The organism is Lachnospira pectinoschiza (genome assembly GCF_900103815.1).
Lineage (GTDB): Bacteria > Bacillota > Clostridia > Lachnospirales > Lachnospiraceae > Lachnospira > Lachnospira pectinoschiza_B.
This window is the reverse complement of sequence record NZ_FNHZ01000001.1, coordinates 720,912-737,046: the sequence shown is the minus strand read 5'-3', so window position 1 is coordinate 737,046 and position 16,135 is coordinate 720,912. Positions and strand designations below refer to the sequence as shown.

The window sequence follows — 16,135 nt, the reverse complement described above, 5'->3', positions numbered from 1 at the left end:
CCAAGATCATAAAAAAACACCTTATAGATAAATCTATAAGGTGTTAAAATTCGTTATTAACTTTATCTTAATACTAATTAAGCTAACTTAGACTTTGCAACTTCAACAAGCTTTGCAAAACCTTCAGCATCGTTAACAGCCATTTCAGCTAAAACCTTTCTATTAAGGTCGATGTTAGCTGACTTTAAGCCGAACATGAACTTGCTGTATGAAAGACCGTTAAGTCTTGCAGCAGCGTTAATTCTTGCGATCCATAACTGTCTGAACTGTCTCTTCTTCTGCTTTCTACCCTTGTAGCTTTCTGTGAGGGCTCTCATTACAGACTGCTTTGCAACTCTGTACTGCTTAGATCTAGCACCTCTATAACCCTTAGCGAGCTTTAATACTTTATTATGCTTCTTCTTTGCGTTTAATCCGCCTTTAATTCTTGCCATTTTAATAATTCCTCCTATAAAAAACTTGAAATGTTAAGACTCAAATTTAATCATCAGATTAAAGATAAGGCATAATCTTCTTCATTGTCTTAACGTTAGTTGCGTCAGTCATAGCTGCGTGTCTAAGATTTCTCTTTCTCTTAGTAGTCTTCTTAGTAAGGATATGGCTCTTGTAAGCCTTCATTCTCTTTAACTTACCTGTTCCAGTTACTTTAAAACGCTTAGCAGCTGCTCTTTTTGTCTTTACCTTTGGCATAATAGTTCCTCCTAAATCCTTCTTAATTTTTTAACGTTTTTCCGTTAAAAACATAGTCATACTCCTACCTTCCATCTTAGGAGCTTTATCGATTACGGCGATGTCTGAGAGTCTCTCAGCAAATTCTTCAAGAATATGCTTACTTGAATCAATATGTGCCATCTCTCTACCTCTAAATCTTAAAGAGACCTTAACCTTGTTGCCTTTCTCGATAAACTTTCTAGCTGAGTTACACTTAGTATTAAGATCGTTAGTATCGATGTTAGGTGATAATCTAACTTCCTTAACTTCAACAGTTTTCTGTTTCTTCTTAGCTTCTTTCTCTTTTCTGATTAACTCGTACTTGTACTTGCCGTAATCTACAAGTCTGCAGACTGGTGGCTTAGCTGACGGAGCTACCTTAACAAGATCAACTCCTGCTTCTCTTGCAAGTCCCTGAGCTTCCTTTGATGACATAACTCCTAATTGTTGTCCTTCTTGTCCGATGACTCTTACTTCCTTGTCACGGATCTGTTCATTAATCATTAATTCGCTAATGGTCGTGTACCTCCATATTCGTCTATATGTTATGCAAAATCTCGTTTCCACAAAAAAAGTGGATAATCAATATTGATTATCCACACTTAATTCAAACAAAACCTTACGGTAAATGATTTAAATATTAACCCGAGTCACTTAATCGTGCTGAGGTGAGAGTGGATACTCTTCTTTGTTTTGCAACTACTAAATAATAACATCATCAATATCTATTGTCAACATATTTCTTGATGAAATTAATAATCATATTTCTTGTTTTCTAGCCTGCCCACAAAGTCTTCTTTTTCAAGAGGTCTGTCAAAATAATAGCCCTGTGCATACTTACAACCAACCTTCTTTAAGAAGTCTGCCTGCTTCTTTGTTTCTACACCTTCGGCTACAACACATTTTCCTAACTTGTTAAGCATATCAATAAGGCTAGTAACAATTATATCATCTTTCTGACTTCCATTATCTACATTATCAATAAATACCTTATCAAACTTAATGTAGTTAAAGGATAAATCTCTAAGATAAGTAAGAGATGAAATACCATCTCCAAAATCATCAATTGCAGTCTTTATATTTCTATCCTGCATAGCCTTCATAAATTCCTTTAAAGTAAGGAAATCATCTGTGCAAGATTTTTCTGTAATTTCGATTTCAATATACTTCGGATCAACACCATACTCAGTAATTATCTTATTAATTTTCTCTGCAAGATTGTCATTATAAATGTGTATCTTAGAGAAATTAATAGATACAGGAACTGGCTCAATTCCCTTATCAATCCAAGTTCTAATATCTTTACAAACATGCTTAAGCATGTAGAAATCTAAGTCTTTAATAGAGCCCTCTTTTTCAAGTACAGGAATAAACTCATTTGGCTGAATAATTCTTTCCTTTGCTGCCCATCTAACTAAGGCCTCAGCACCACCTAGAGTGCCATCTTCAAGATTTACCTTAGGCTGATAGTAAACAGCGAACTTCTCCTCAGATACAGCGTCATGGAACTTATAGCTAATTTCCTTCTCTCTTAAATTATCATCAATCATGTAATCTCTAAACCATACGCAGTCGTAGGTCTTTGAGTTTCTTGCATACTTGCAAGCAATAGCTGAATAATTAATTAGATTAGAAATATTATCCTTATGTACTGCAAAATATAAACCAGCATTACACTCTACCGTAAAATCCTTAGGACCACGATTGGTATTAGCTCTTATATTCATGCTAGTAATAAAGTCTACGAAATTATCAACTCTTTCCTTTTTAACAAAGGCTACAAAGCTATCTCCGCCTAGTCTTGCAAAGATTTCTTCATTCTGAATGTAGGCATTAACTGCAATACTAAACTTTTTTAGTATCTCATCACCTAGCTTTGTTCTATCCACATGATTGAAATATGAGAAATTCTTAATGTTAAAATATACCGATGCATAATCTGCAATGTCATGCTTAATAAATAATAAGCCACCATTTCTAGATAAGCCATTAGAATTTAGACATCCTGTTAAGCTATCTGTAAATGCAGTCATAGCATCATGTTCAGCAATTCTTACATAGCGACTTACGTAAGCTATAATGCCGATTACAAAATCAAGTATCTTATCATCTTCCACATCATATTCGTAATCTGGGATTGAATAAACCTGATAAGTTAATCTACCGCCATCTGCAGTTAGATACTGGAATTCCTTGTATTCCTCGCTATGTGCACCTGAATCATATAAAATGTATCTCTCATTCTTACCATTTGGAACCCTTACAGATACAGGAATATTAACATCTGCTGTTAACATACCTATCTTTAGATCCTCTGCAATGCCTTGTACTGCTAGAGATACTACATTCTGAATATCTGAAGTATCAGCAAAGTTAGCAGTTAAGCTCTCATAAAATTTTTCAAATTTCTTGCTATAAAGTTCATTATCCATATTGTCATCTTCCTTTTAGAAAATTATAGTCACGCTCTAACTTCTAATATTATACCATATGAATAGTTTTATTTACAATAAAAAGCTACTTTTCCTCTAGCAAATAACTTTCCATACTTTTTAAACTGAAAGCAATTGTTGAAATGTTATGCAATAAAGCCGATGTAGTTGGTTGTAAAACACCAGCAACCCCAAGGGCTATTAAGCTAGCATTAAAGCCAACGATATTGTTGTAGTTTTTAGAAATTCTTCTCATCATTTCATTACTTAAATTTTTAAGTATCACAAGGCTTTCTAGGTCATTAGCGCTTATAGTAATATCTGCGATTTCTCTAGCAATCTCAGCGCCCTCTGATATAGCAACACCTACATCTGCAGCTGAAAGTGCTGGAGAATCATTTATTCCATCGCCAACCATAATAACCTTGTTATGTTTAGCCTTTTCTTCTTCCACAAATCTAGCCTTATCCTCTGGTAGAACCTCTGCATAAAATTCAGTAACTCCCACCTTGTTTGCGATAGCTTTAGCTGTTCTATAAGAATCTCCTGTCATCATTACAATCTTTTCAAAGCCTGCATGTTTTAATCTATTAATAACATTTGCAGCCTCTTCTCTTACAGGATCTTCAATGCATATAACTGCCGCTAATTTTCCATTTACAGCCATATAAAGATGAGAATACTCCAAAGGTAAGTTATTAAATAGCTCTTCTTTACCCTCTGGAATGACGCATTTTTCATCTTCAAAAACAAAGTGATAACTACCTATTACGACTTTATTATCACCAATGTATGATGAAATACCGTGAGCTACGATATATTCTACTTTTGAATGCATCTCCTCATGTTCAAGGTTCTTTAACTTAGCTGCAAGCACCACTGCATTTGCCATAGAATGTGGAAAATGTTCCTCTAAACAGGCTGCAATTCTTAAAAGTTCATCTTCACTAGCCCCACTAAAAGAAACTACTGATTTCACTGTTGGTGTGGCCTTTGTTAAAGTACCTGTCTTATCAAATACTATTGTATTAGCCTCAGCTACAGCTTCTAGGAATTTACCGCCCTTTATATTTATTTGATTTTGTCTACCTTGCTTAATTGCAGTTAAAACAGAAATCGGCATAGCCAATTTAATAGCACAAGAAAAATCTACCATAAGGATAGATAAGGCCTTTGTAGCATTTCTTGTTAAAAGATATGTTAAAAATGTAGCGCCAAGGGAATATGGCACTAAACTATCAGCTAAATGCTCTGCCTTACTTTCTACGCCTGACTTAAGCTTTTCAGACTCCTCAATCATCTTAACGATTTGATCAAATTTTCCTAAGCCACTAGTTTTAGTTACACGAAGAGTAATTTCTCCCTCTTCAAGTACAGTACCGGCATAAACTAAGGAATCCTCAGCTTTTCTAACAGCCTCTGCCTCTCCTGTTAAAGAAGCCTGATTAACCACTGCTTCACCTGATACAACCACTCCATCAAAAGGAATTACTGTTCCCATGTGTACTACAACTAAGTCACCTTCCTTAATCTCATTTACAGGAAGGCAAACTTCTTGTCCATCTCTTAAAAGCCAAGCTTTGCTTATATTAAGGCTCATAGTCTTAGCTAAATCATCCACAGATTTCTTATGAGTCCATTCTTCCATGATTTCACCGATTCCCAGCAAGAACATAACAGAGCCTGCTGTTTCAAAATCACTTCTTAAAATTGAAACGCCAATAGCGGTAGCATCAAGCACCGGCACTTCAATCTTTGCCTTAGAAAGGCAGCCAAGTCCATTCTTAATATACTTAAGAGATTTTGCCAAAATGATTGCACGTCTTATAGGCATTGGCACAAAGATTTTGGCTGTATATCTTACCAATACCTTAGTTACAAGTTTTTCCTGATATAAAGAGTTTATTTCTCTTCCTGAATTTTCTAAAATTTCCTCAGGTACATTTACATTTTCAAAATTAAACTCTCTTAAAGCATTAATAATCTTATTCTTATCACAATCATATAAAATCACTGCATCCGCAGTTCTTTCATATACCTTAGAACTAGAAATTTCTTTAATGCCATCAAGATAAAACTGCAAAATATCCGCTTCTCTAAAGGTCATCTGATTCATATCAAAATGAATTCTAAGTCTTTTATAAGCATCATGTTTTATAAAAAATCTCATTTATTAACCTCTAAATTATTCTTCGCAAGCCTTTGTTTCGATAGCCTTTTCCTTAGCTTCTCTTTCTTCGTTAATAGCCTTTGCATCAGCTAAAATGTCTTCGCAATTCTCCTGAATTGTTGTTGTAGTCTTCATAACACTCTTCTTAGCTCTTAAAACTGCTGCTGTAGCCTGTGTATAACAATTCTTAGCATCCTTACTTGATAAAACCTTTACTCCAGCTGTGCCAAATAATACACCTGCAACAAAAAGTCCCGTTTTCTTTAAATCAAAATTAATCATATTTACCTCCTTATGTGGTATGTTTTTTACCTTCTCTCGATATATTAGTACTAACTATAAAAGTTCGTCAATTCTAATTATACTAATTTTAGCTATAATTTCTGTGCTTTTTGTGAATGGCAATAGAAGTTATATAGATGTTTAAGATAACTTGTATATCTGTATAAAAAAGAAAAGCCTAAGAGGATTAACCTCTTAGGCTTTTAATGTTTAATTTTCAAATACTAGCTGTGTAGCTTGTACATTACTGATTTTTTGTTCAGTAATATAGCCGCATGCTTTAAGACCTGTTTCTATTATATCGTTCCACTTTTTAGCGGATAAACTTATAACTGTAGCGTCATTCAGTTCAATTGTGCATGCATTCTCATAGCTGCATGATCCGCATGATACCTTATACATGTTACCTCTATTAATGGCACCTATCTCTTCAAGGACATTTACCATTCTATAAACAGTAGCACTTCCTATCTTTGGATCACGTTTTGATGCTTTATAGTAAATCTCTTTACAACAAGTGCAATTCTCTTCAAGAATTACATCTAAAAGCATTTTTCGCTGCTTGGTGATCCTGCATCCACGTTCTTTAAGTAAACTTAAAACCATGTCTTTTTGCATCTGAGTTCTTGTAAAACCCATTTCTAATTCTTTCTTTTTTGCAAGATTGTCAAGCATAATTTCACCTCTTTACCGCCTAATGAACAAGCGTCTCTATTAGTGGCAACCGCCATTGCAGTGCTTACAATCAACACCACACTGAACAGACTTGCCGGCCTTTTTATCTTTTACAAGGCTTCTAACAGCCAAGAAAACTATTAACAATACAACTAAACCTGTAATAATACTTCCTAACATTTTTCTTCCTCCTTGTTAAGATAAATATACTATAAGTTACATTTTCTATTAATTAGATATTAGCAACCTTCTTATCAACCTTAAGAGTTGTTGCCTCCTTATATGGTCTAAAGATAAGATATAAAACAAATGCTAATACAACAATAGCGATGATTAAACCTAATACGTTAACTGAACCTGAGATAAGTAAACCGAACTGGTAAATAAGGTAAGCAACGATATAAGCTGTTGCACACTGATAACCAATTGCAATCCATGTCCACTTTCCATTGTTCATTTCTCTCTTAATTGCACCGATTGCAGCGAAGCAAGGAGCGCAAAGTAAGTTAAATGCAAGGAATGAGTAACCTGCAAGTGGTGCAAGACCTTCAAAGTCAAGGACACCAAATACACCAACAACTTCTTCCTTAGCTACAAGACCCATAACTGTTGCAACTGTTGCTGTAGCATTAGCAAATCCAAGAGGAGCAAAGATCCACTTAAGACCGTTACCAATTGCACCAAGAACTGAATCTTCAAGTTCAAGATCTGCATTCCATCCGAATGCACCGTCTGTCCAACCAAATGTTGAACCTAACCAAATAAGAATTGATGAAAGTAAGATAATTGTTCCAGCCTTCTTAATGAATGACCAGCCTCTTTCCCACATACTTCTTAAAATAGAACCTACTGTTGGCCAGTGGTATGAAGGAAGTTCCATTACGAATGGAGCTGGATCGCCAGCAAAAATCTTTGTCTTCTTAAGGATAATACCTGAAAGAATAATTACAGCAATTCCTAAGAAGTATGCTGATGGACCAACCCACCAAGCGTTATTAAATAATGCTGCTGAAATAAGAGCAATAATAGGAAGCTTAGCGCCACAAGGAATGAATGTTGTTGTCATAATTGTCATACGACGATCTCTTTCATTCTCAATTGTTCTTGAAGCCATAACACCAGGAACACCACAACCTGTACCAATAAGGATAGGAATAAATGACTTACCTGATAAACCAAACTTTCTAAAGATTCTATCCATGATGAAAGCAATTCTTGCCATATAACCACATCCCTCAAGGAATGCAAGGAAGATAAATAATACTAACATCTGTGGAACGAAACCAAGTACTGCACCTACACCAGCTACAATACCATCAAGGATTAAACCTGTTAAAAATTCATTACAGTTAATAGCTTCAAGTAAGTTTCCAACTAATACTGGAACACCTGGAACCCAAGTACCATAATCTGCATTATCTGGAAGTTCTGCATCTTCACCAGTTGCTTCATCAACAACTTCTGAAATTGAATATGTACCGTCTTCCTTTTCATCTAACTCAGCACCGTATGAACCATAAGCTTCATCAAATGCACCGTAATCCTCATCATTAATAGCTGCAAGGATTTCATCAGCACCTGTTACGCCAGCTTCAACAGCACCTTCTACATTAGCTACAACTTCATCAGTCCATACGTTATCTTTATAGTAGTCTGTCATAGCTTCGTCATAAGCAGCTCTACCATTACCAAAAAGGTAGAAACCATCACCAAATAAACCATCGTTTGTCCAATCAGTTACATATGTACCAACTGTAGTTACTGAAATGTAGTAAACAATAAACATAATAACTGCAAAGATTGGAAGAGCAAGAATTCTGTTTGTAACGATTCTATCAATCTTATCTGAAGTTGTTAACTTCTTAGCAGAATTCTTTGTTACACAACCATCAATAATAGATGAGATATAAGTATATCTTTCATTAGTAATGATTGATTCTGTATCATCGTCAAACTCTTTTTCAAGAGTTGCAATTTCATCTGAAGCATCAACAGCTGTTGCTGTTAACTGAGCAATCTTATCATCTCTTTCAATGAACTTGATTGCAAAGAATCTCTTCTGAGCTTCTTCAACATCTGAACCTAACTTAGCCTTAACGCTTTCAATAGCAGCCTCAACTGTAGGATTGAACTTGTGAGCAAGTTCGTTAGCCTTCTTTGAGTTAGCTGCCTTAATAGCTGCATCTACAACTTCCTTAATACCTGTTCCCTTAAGAGCTGAGATTTCAACTACTGGAGCACCAATAGCTTCGCTAAGCTTCTTTATATTAATCTTATCACCAACCTTATTGACGATATCCATCATGTTAACTGCAACAACTACTGGAATACCAAGTTCAATAATCTGTGTTGAAAGATAAAGATTTCTTTCAATATTAGTACCATCAACAATATTAATTACTGCATCTGGTCTTTCATTTACTAAATAATTTCTTGCTACCACTTCTTCAATTGTATATGGAGAAAGTGAATAAACACCTGGAAGATCGATAATACCGACGCTCTTATCGCCCTTATACTTACCTTCCTTTTTTTCTACTGTAACGCCAGGCCAGTTACCTACGTACTGATTTGAACCTGTTAATGCGTTAAAGAGAGTTGTCTTACCGCAGTTTGGATTACCTGCAAGTGCAATCTTAATTGACATTTCCTACCTCTTTCTGATTAGGCAAATGTTACTCTACCTAGTCTTCATCATTAAACTTTTTTCTTGAACTTCTTTTTAAACTCTAATAAAAACTCTAATTACTCTACATCTATTAAAGCAGCATCTGCCTTACGTAATGAAAGCTCATAACCACGAACTGTAACTTCAATTGGATCACCTAAAGGTGCAACCTTTCTTACGAAAACTTCGATACCCTTTGTGATACCCATGTCCATGATTCTTCTCTTAACTGGGCCTTCACCGTTAAGCTTTGTAACTTTAACTGTCTGACCTGTCTTTACTTCTTTTAAAGTCATTTCCCTGTCTCCTTTAAAATTTAGCTCTAAAACATCAAATAACACATGATTTAGTGCATATTCTGTTAAACCTTCTAGAAAGTATATATATAAATTATCTTAAATGATAAATTATATCATGATTTTATTGGCCATATCCTTGCCAATAGCAACTCTTGACCCTTTTACGTTAACAATAACATTACCTGACATCTTAGATACCACTTCCACATCAGCTCCTACAACAAAACCTAACTTCTCAAGAAACTGTCTTGTTTCTTCAAGGCCTCCTACTCTAACGATTGTTCCATTGTTTCCTTCTTCTAACATTGATAATGGCATACTCATATTACCTCCATGTCATTCTTATTGATAATTATTTTCATAACCGTAGTTAGTATAATCGAACAAAAATTAGTTGTCAACGATAATTATTAGTTTTTTCTAAATTTTGTAAATAAAATCAAACTCGAAATTTAATTTTTAAACAAACATTTAATTTATTCTTTACAAATGTACACTATTGAATAAATTTGCTAAAAAACCCGTGCCTATATTGAAAATACAAAGGAAATTATTTTCATGTCTTAAAAAAGGCACGGGTAAAACATTTCTATTTAGTTTGATTTGAGTTTAGTTATAAGTATTAACAGATTCTTATGCTGCTAATGTTTCACCTAACTTCTTAGCATTTGCTAAAGCATCATCATCCGGTGCCTCATTACAAATAACAGAAGCACATGCAAGATTAGCACCTGCTGTCTTTGCTCTATTTTCCCATTCTTCCATCCATTCGCCTGAACCCCAGCCGTATGAACCAAAGAGGGCAATCTTCTTTCCTGAAAGTGAAGATTCAAGTTCTGTAAATACAGGATCTACCTCTGTTTCTTCAAGCTGCTCAGCACCCATTGCTGGACAGCCAAATGCAATTGCATCATATGAAGCGACATTAGATGAATTAATATCACCAAATCCTAATACTGATACTTCTGCACCTGCAGACTTAGCTCCGTCTGCTACTGCGTTTGCTAAAGCTTCTGTGTTACCTGTCTGGCTCCAGAATACTACTGCTACTTTACTCATTATTTTCCTCCATTCTCCCGCAATGCGGTTATTAAGTAGTGTTACCCATGTTAACCCGTACATAGGTTATATAAAAAACAATTACTTGTTTTTTAACGATTTTGAAAATGTAAAACTTACGCGCTTACTGTAAGCTGACATAAGCTTCTTCCCTGTAGGAAGACTTTTTTATAGACCTCGATACATTTTCTATACTGCTCAAACTTCATCTTAGAGCTTTCCTCATCACCATATACCTTCCAAAAGCCACAGCACTTGCAATTCTGTCCCTTTTGTTCAATAAATCCTTTTACATCCACTGCAGGATATCCAAGGAATAATCCAATCTCATGAGGAAAACACTCAGATTCATTGACTCTTCTAGTAAGAAATTTTATTGCCTTCTCACAAATTTCAATCATGCTGCATTCTCTAGGGCTTGTCTTTTTAATGTAATCCCCGTAGCCTTCCTTTTTTAAAAGGCTTACTGCAAGCGGATTGGTTAAGTCTTTGGCAAGTCTTACCGGTCTATAGACATATAAAAGAGCTCTAGTCATGGATTTTCTAAGGATTCTTACATATACGCCCTTAACGTTTAATAATTCGTTAATTCTGGCAAGTTCTTTATGCATATTTGTAAGATCATCGAACTTATAGTTGAAAAGATTTGCGGTTTTCAAACCTGCTAGGGTTGGGGCACATTCTCTAATTAAATCCATCTCGATTTTGTTATCCACCCATCTCCTAAGTTCTAAGATATCTTCCATGACTGTTACTCCCTTAAATACATACGTAGTAGTTTTTAAAGACCCTCTCCAAGGTCATGTCATTTATGCTTCAATAGCTGCAAAATATTCGTCAAGCACGTTATTTAATGAAGAAGCGCTGCTAGAATGTGTTCTAATAACTTCAATATCATTTTTCTTTGCTTCACTAACAGCCGATAGCACCATCTTATGAGAAACTGTATTTGTAAAAAGAATCATGAGATCAGGACTACCAAGACGGTCCCTAAATCCGCTCTTTTCCTTTACGAATACCTTGGCCTTACAACCATGCTTCTTACAAATCTTCTCGTACTGACACACCATACACTCATTGCCACCAATAATTACAACGCTCATGATTACCTCCTCAATCTAGCGCCCATTAATCTAACTTAAGTCAAGTTAAATAGTGTTCTATTATCATATCCCCTTATAGCTATAAGTTTAACACATCTCACTTATGTTAGACTAATCTAACCAATGTGTTTAAAATAACGGGTTAATTAATAACCCGAATAAAAAATCCTTTTTAGTTAGCTATCGCTAACTTAATTATAAGTTAGCATAGTCTAACCCACTTGTCAAGGGCTTTTCCCAATACTATTGTTTATAATAGTATTGGGAAAATAAGCCTTTTAAGACAACTTTTCATCTTTAATTGAGAGTAATTTAAAATCTAGTCTTTCAACAGCTATCTTTAATGCTGCATCATCTAGTTCTCTGTCGTAATCTACAAGGGCAATATTCTTCTTTAAATCAACTACTGCCGATGCACCTTCTAATCTATTAATAGAACGTTCAACACTATTCTTACAATGATCACAGTGCATACCTTCTATCGATAAAATCTTTCTTCCAATTACTGGATTGTCTAATTTCTTTCTTTCCTCAGCCGCAAGCTCTTCCTGGCCTCCGCCACAGCATCCGCCTTCACCCTTCATATGCTTTCTTGATTGAACTAGGGCAAATGCTACAACTGCTAAAAGAATAACAACAACTATTGCTGATCCCATTAAATCACCTTCTATATTTATAGTTTGTGGTAACTAACTCACGTTAGTGATGATACCCTTAATGATTATAAATGTCAATAAAAAAGCCCACCATTTACTAATAAGATACAAATATCTATTAGAAAATGGTGGGAAGCACTCGTATTAAATGCAGCTTCGCTGCAAACTCGCGCCTACATAGCGACTTCTGCGAAGTCGCTACATTGTGGGAAGTGCTCGCATTATATACGCTTCGAGTAGCGAGCACCTACATAGCAACTTCTGCGAAGTTGCTACATAAAATACTTAACACCTGATTCGAAGATCTTAAGATCCTGTTCGCCATAGATGTTAATAGCAACTGAATCGCCACGTCTTTCTGAGTGAGCCATCTTACCCAAACAACGACCATCTGGAGATGTAATACCTTCAATAGCCATGTAAGAACCGTTGATGTTCCACTCTTCATCCATTGATACATTTCCATCTAAGTCACAGTACTGTGTTGCAACCTGTCCGTTAGCAATAAGCTTATCAAGCCATTCCTTAGGAGCTACAAATCTACCTTCACCGTGTGAAGCTGGGTTTGTATAAACGCCACCAAGCTTAGCGCCTGCAAGCCATGGGCTCTTATTAGATGCAACTCTGATGTATGCCATCTTAGAGATATGACGGTTAATTGTGTTATATGTAAGAGTTGGTGAGTTAGAATCCTGACCTGTAATTTCACCATTTGGTACTAAACCAAGCTTAATAAGAGCCTGGAAACCATTACAGATACCAAGAGCTAAACCATCTCTTTCATTAAGAAGCTTTGTAACTTCTTCCTTCATCTTTTCATTTCTAAATGCTGTAGCAAAGAACTTAGCAGAACCATCTGGTTCATCACCAGCTGAGAAACCACCTGGGAACATGATAATCTGTGACTGTGAAATAGCCTTGCTAAATTCATCAACAGATTCTCTGATGCTTGCAGCATCTAAGTTCTTAAATACCTTAACGATTGTGTTTGCGCCAGCATTTTCAAAAGCTCTAGCTGAGTCATATTCACAGTTTGTACCTGGGAATACAGGGATGAATACTGTTGGCTTAGCAACCTTATTCTTGCAAATGTGAATTTCCTTAGCGTCGTAGCTAATAGCCTCAATCTTATCTGTTTCCTTAGAAGCCTTTGTTGGGAATACTGACTCAAGTGTGTCAGACCAAACGCTAAGAGCTTCTTCAACATTGATTGAAACGTTCTTATATGTAAACTTAGCTTCAGCAGTTACCTCACCAACCTTAGTGTAAGCAACCTTAATATCAGCTAATCTATCTGCAGGAACTTCTGCAACGATGCAACCATAGCTTGGAGAGAATAAATCCTTCTTAGCTAAGCTTTCATCTAATGCTACACCTAACTTGTTACCAAATGCCATCTTAGATACTGCTGGTACAAGACCCTTAGCATCAAGAACATAAGCTGAAACAATAGCCTTTGATAATGTAAGCTCATGGATAGCTGAATACATCTCCTTAAGCTGTGTAAAGTTAGGAAGATCATACTGATCCTTAGCGATATCAAATCTAACTAAGACATTACCTGCTGCCTTTAATTCAGGAGTGACAATGTCTGATTCCTTAGCAATATCAATAGCGAAAGAACAAAGTGTTGGTGGAACATCGATGTCTTCAAATGTACCTGACATACTATCCTTACCACCAATTGATGGAAGACCGAATTCCATCTGAGCCTCGTAAGCACCAAGAAGGGCTGCAAAAGGCTGACTCCATCTCTTAGGATCTTCGCTCATTCTTCTAAAGTATTCCTGGAATGTAAATCTAATCTTCTTATAATCACCACCAGTTGCAACAATCTTAGCAACTGAATCAACTACAGCATACATTGCACCATGGTATGGGCTCCACTTTGAAAGGAATGGATCAAAACCATAAGACATCATTGTTACTGTATCGCACTTACCCTTAAGAACTGGTAACTTAGCAACCATAGCCTGAGTTTCTGTAAGCTGATACTTACCACCGTAAGGCATTGTTACTGTAGCTGCACCGATTGAAGAGTCAAATCTTTCTACAAGACCCTTCTGAGAGCATTCATTTAAGTCGCCTAAAACCTTAAGCCAGCTAGCTCTAACATCTTCAACCTCTACTGGAGTTAATACATTATCTTCTTCAACAGGCATCTCAACTTCTACGCAAGTTTCCTGATGAGCACCGTTAGTATCAAGGAAAGCTCTTGAAATATTAACGATATCCTTACCTCTCCATGTAAGTACAAGTCTTGGCTCCTCAGTTACAACAGCAACTTCAATAGCCTCTAAGTTCTCTTCTGCTGAGTAGTTTAAGAATTCCTTAACATCCTTAGGATCTACAACAACAGCCATTCTTTCCTGAGATTCAGAAATTGAAAGTTCTGTACCATCAAGACCTTCATACTTCTTTGGAACCTTATCAAGATCTACTCTTAAACCATCTGCTAATTCACCGATAGCAACTGAAACACCGCCGGCACCAAAGTCGTTACACTTCTTAATAAGCTTTGTAACTTCTGGTCTTCTAAAGAGTCTCTGCATCTTTCTTTCAGTAGGTGCATTACCCTTCTGAACTTCTGCGCCACACTCTTCAATAGACTTCTCTGTATGAACCTTAGATGAACCTGTAGCACCACCACAGCCATCACGTCCTGTTCTACCACCAAGTAAGATAATGATATCTCCTGGATCTGAACTTTCTCTCTTAACTGCAGCTCTTGGAGCAGCAGCCATAACAGCACCGATTTCCATTCTCTTAGCTACGTAATCAGGATGATATAATTCCTTAACATAACCTGTTGCAAGACCAATCTGGTTACCGTATGAAGAATAACCATGAGCAGCACCTGTAACTAACTTTCTTTGTGGAAGCTTACCATGCATTGTCTCAGATACTGGAACTGTAGGATTTGCAGCACCTGTAATTCTCATAGCCTGGTAAACGTAAGTACGTCCTGAAAGTGGATCACGAATTGCTCCACCAAGACAAGTTGCAGCGCCACCAAATGGCTCAATTTCAGTAGGATGGTTATGAGTTTCGTTCTTGAAGTTTACTAACCATTCCTCTGTCTTTCCATCTATTTCAACTGGAACAACGATAGAACATGCATTGATTTCCTCTGATTCTTCCTGATCATCAAGTAAGCCCATCTTCTTAAGCTTCTTAGCAGCAAGTGTACCAAGATCCATAAGGCAGATAAACTTGTCCTTGCGACCTGCATAAACAGATTCTCTATCAGCTAAGTACTTCTTAAATGTAGCTTCGATTGGAGCCTTGTACTTACCCTCGTCAAACTTAATATCCTTTAATTCTGTAGCAAATGTTGTGTGACGGCAGTGATCTGACCAGTATGTATCAAGTACTCTGATTTCAGTCATTGATGGGTCACGCTTCTCTTCTGCAGCGAAATGTTCCTGAATGAACTTAAAGTCATTAAATGTCATAGCAAGACCAAGGGAATCGTAAAGATCCTTTAAATCAGCCTCGTTCATAGCTGTAAAGCCATCAAAAATCTTAACGTCAGCTGGAGTCTTAAACTCAGTAACTAAAGTCTCTGGAACTGTTTCAAGAGCTTCTCTAGAATCTACTGGATTTATGCAGTTTTCCTTAATCTTTTCCTTTTCTTCTTCTGTTAACTTACCTGAAATAACATAGGTAGTTGCTGTTTTAATAACTGGAGTTTCATTTTCGTTAAAGAACTTAACGCACTGTTCGGCAGAATCAGCTCTCTGATCAAACTGACCTGGTAAATATTCTACAGAAAATACAAAATCATCATCGTTTTTAGTAAATGTGCCTTCATAAACATTGTCTACAGGAGGCTCAGAAAATACTGTTGTTAACGCCTTCTTATAAGTTTCCTCGGATAGGTTTTCCACATCATATCGTATTAAAACCCTGACATTGCTAACAGTTTTAATACCTAGATAGCCAATAATCTCATTCTCAAGCGACTTCGCGTTCATCGCAAAATCCTTCTTCTTTTCAACAAAAACACGTTTAACGTTGCTCATGTCGTCCTCCTAAATATTTAATAAATCATTCCTCGCCTCTAAAGGTAAACGCTAC

General features: G+C 36.2%; 16 protein-coding genes. All 16 read right to left on the bottom strand.

Going from position 1 to position 16,135, the window contains the following annotated elements:
- Positions 1-77: 77 nt before the first annotated feature.
- The 16 genes from rplT to BLQ66_RS03005 all read right to left on the bottom strand — a co-directional run bounded on the left by rplT (position 78) and on the right by BLQ66_RS03005 (position 16,080).
- Positions 78-434 carry a 50S ribosomal protein L20 gene (gene rplT, locus BLQ66_RS03080; RefSeq protein ID WP_027430376.1) on the bottom strand — a complete coding sequence of 119 codons (357 nt, stop codon included), beginning with the start codon at positions 432-434 and terminating at the stop codon, positions 78-80.
- A gap of 58 nt (positions 435-492) precedes the next feature.
- Positions 493-690, bottom strand: coding sequence for a 50S ribosomal protein L35 (rpmI, locus tag BLQ66_RS03075; RefSeq protein ID WP_021867234.1), 198 nt, complete (start codon positions 688-690; stop codon positions 493-495).
- 30 nt (positions 691-720) lie between these two features.
- Entirely contained in the window at positions 721-1,215 is a 495-nt protein-coding gene (gene infC, locus BLQ66_RS03070; RefSeq protein WP_074520869.1) for a translation initiation factor IF-3, read from the bottom strand.
- 248 nt (positions 1,216-1,463) lie between these two features.
- Positions 1,464-3,143 carry an EAL domain-containing protein gene (locus BLQ66_RS03065; RefSeq protein WP_074520868.1) on the bottom strand — a complete coding sequence of 560 codons (1,680 nt, stop codon included), beginning with the start codon at positions 3,141-3,143 and terminating at the stop codon, positions 1,464-1,466.
- Positions 3,144-3,228: 85 nt separating this feature from the next.
- Positions 3,229-5,313, bottom strand: coding sequence for a heavy metal translocating P-type ATPase (locus tag BLQ66_RS03060; protein WP_074520867.1), 2,085 nt, complete (start codon positions 5,311-5,313; stop codon positions 3,229-3,231).
- Between the two features lie 15 nt (positions 5,314-5,328).
- Positions 5,329-5,595 carry a DUF6110 family protein gene (locus BLQ66_RS03055; protein ID WP_074520866.1) on the bottom strand — a complete coding sequence of 89 codons (267 nt, stop codon included), beginning with the start codon at positions 5,593-5,595 and terminating at the stop codon, positions 5,329-5,331.
- Between the two features lie 210 nt (positions 5,596-5,805).
- Entirely contained in the window at positions 5,806-6,234 is a 429-nt protein-coding gene (locus tag BLQ66_RS03050; RefSeq protein WP_242869313.1) for a transcriptional repressor, read from the bottom strand.
- Between the two features lie 75 nt (positions 6,235-6,309).
- Entirely contained in the window at positions 6,310-6,450 is a 141-nt protein-coding gene (locus BLQ66_RS03045) for a FeoB-associated Cys-rich membrane protein (RefSeq protein WP_034245137.1), read from the bottom strand.
- A 52-nt stretch (positions 6,451-6,502) separates the two neighbouring features.
- Complete coding sequence (gene feoB / locus BLQ66_RS03040; RefSeq protein ID WP_074520865.1) at positions 6,503-8,917, bottom strand: ferrous iron transporter B; 2,415 nt, start codon at positions 8,915-8,917, stop codon at positions 6,503-6,505.
- Positions 8,918-9,015: 98 nt separating this feature from the next.
- On the bottom strand, positions 9,016-9,234 hold the full coding sequence (locus BLQ66_RS03035; protein WP_027430371.1) for a FeoA family protein: 219 nt from the start codon (positions 9,232-9,234) through the stop codon (positions 9,016-9,018).
- Positions 9,235-9,345: 111 nt separating this feature from the next.
- Complete coding sequence (locus BLQ66_RS03030; protein WP_027430370.1) at positions 9,346-9,555, bottom strand: FeoA family protein; 210 nt, start codon at positions 9,553-9,555, stop codon at positions 9,346-9,348.
- A 315-nt stretch (positions 9,556-9,870) separates the two neighbouring features.
- The gene (locus BLQ66_RS03025; RefSeq protein ID WP_074520864.1) at positions 9,871-10,296 is read right to left on the bottom strand and encodes a flavodoxin; all 426 of its coding nucleotides are present in this window, start codon (positions 10,294-10,296) and stop codon (positions 9,871-9,873) included.
- Positions 10,297-10,412: 116 nt separating this feature from the next.
- On the bottom strand, positions 10,413-11,042 hold the full coding sequence (locus tag BLQ66_RS03020) for a DUF3793 family protein (protein ID WP_074520863.1): 630 nt from the start codon (positions 11,040-11,042) through the stop codon (positions 10,413-10,415).
- Between the two features lie 63 nt (positions 11,043-11,105).
- The gene (locus BLQ66_RS03015; protein WP_027430367.1) at positions 11,106-11,399 is read right to left on the bottom strand and encodes a DUF2325 domain-containing protein; all 294 of its coding nucleotides are present in this window, start codon (positions 11,397-11,399) and stop codon (positions 11,106-11,108) included.
- 278 nt (positions 11,400-11,677) lie between these two features.
- On the bottom strand, positions 11,678-12,055 hold the full coding sequence (locus tag BLQ66_RS03010) for a heavy-metal-associated domain-containing protein (RefSeq protein ID WP_074520862.1): 378 nt from the start codon (positions 12,053-12,055) through the stop codon (positions 11,678-11,680).
- Between the two features lie 272 nt (positions 12,056-12,327).
- Complete coding sequence (locus BLQ66_RS03005; protein WP_074520861.1) at positions 12,328-16,080, bottom strand: phosphoribosylformylglycinamidine synthase; 3,753 nt, start codon at positions 16,078-16,080, stop codon at positions 12,328-12,330.
- Positions 16,081-16,135 lie beyond the last annotated feature (55 nt).

Coding starts and splice junctions, on each gene's coding strand:
- rplT (WP_027430376.1), bottom strand. CDS start 434: ATGGCAAGAATTAAAGGCGGATTAAACGCAAAGAAGAAGCATAATAAA.
- rpmI (WP_021867234.1), bottom strand. CDS start 690: ATGCCAAAGGTAAAGACAAAAAGAGCAGCTGCTAAGCGTTTTAAAGTA.
- infC (WP_074520869.1), bottom strand. CDS start 1,215: ATGATTAATGAACAGATCCGTGACAAGGAAGTAAGAGTCATCGGACAA.
- BLQ66_RS03065 (WP_074520868.1), bottom strand. CDS start 3,143: ATGGATAATGAACTTTATAGCAAGAAATTTGAAAAATTTTATGAGAGC.
- BLQ66_RS03060 (WP_074520867.1), bottom strand. CDS start 5,313: ATGAGATTTTTTATAAAACATGATGCTTATAAAAGACTTAGAATTCAT.
- BLQ66_RS03055 (WP_074520866.1), bottom strand. CDS start 5,595: ATGATTAATTTTGATTTAAAGAAAACGGGACTTTTTGTTGCAGGTGTA.
- BLQ66_RS03050 (WP_242869313.1), bottom strand. CDS start 6,234: ATGGGTTTTACAAGAACTCAGATGCAAAAAGACATGGTTTTAAGTTTA.
- BLQ66_RS03045 (WP_034245137.1), bottom strand. CDS start 6,450: ATGTTAGGAAGTATTATTACAGGTTTAGTTGTATTGTTAATAGTTTTC.
- feoB (WP_074520865.1), bottom strand. CDS start 8,917: ATGTCAATTAAGATTGCACTTGCAGGTAATCCAAACTGCGGTAAGACA.
- BLQ66_RS03035 (WP_027430371.1), bottom strand. CDS start 9,234: ATGACTTTAAAAGAAGTAAAGACAGGTCAGACAGTTAAAGTTACAAAG.
- BLQ66_RS03030 (WP_027430370.1), bottom strand. CDS start 9,555: ATGCCATTATCAATGTTAGAAGAAGGAAACAATGGAACAATCGTTAGA.
- BLQ66_RS03025 (WP_074520864.1), bottom strand. CDS start 10,296: ATGAGTAAAGTAGCAGTAGTATTCTGGAGCCAGACAGGTAACACAGAA.
- BLQ66_RS03020 (WP_074520863.1), bottom strand. CDS start 11,042: ATGGAAGATATCTTAGAACTTAGGAGATGGGTGGATAACAAAATCGAG.
- BLQ66_RS03015 (WP_027430367.1), bottom strand. CDS start 11,399: ATGAGCGTTGTAATTATTGGTGGCAATGAGTGTATGGTGTGTCAGTAC.
- BLQ66_RS03010 (WP_074520862.1), bottom strand. CDS start 12,055: ATGGGATCAGCAATAGTTGTTGTTATTCTTTTAGCAGTTGTAGCATTT.
- BLQ66_RS03005 (WP_074520861.1), bottom strand. CDS start 16,080: ATGAGCAACGTTAAACGTGTTTTTGTTGAAAAGAAGAAGGATTTTGCG.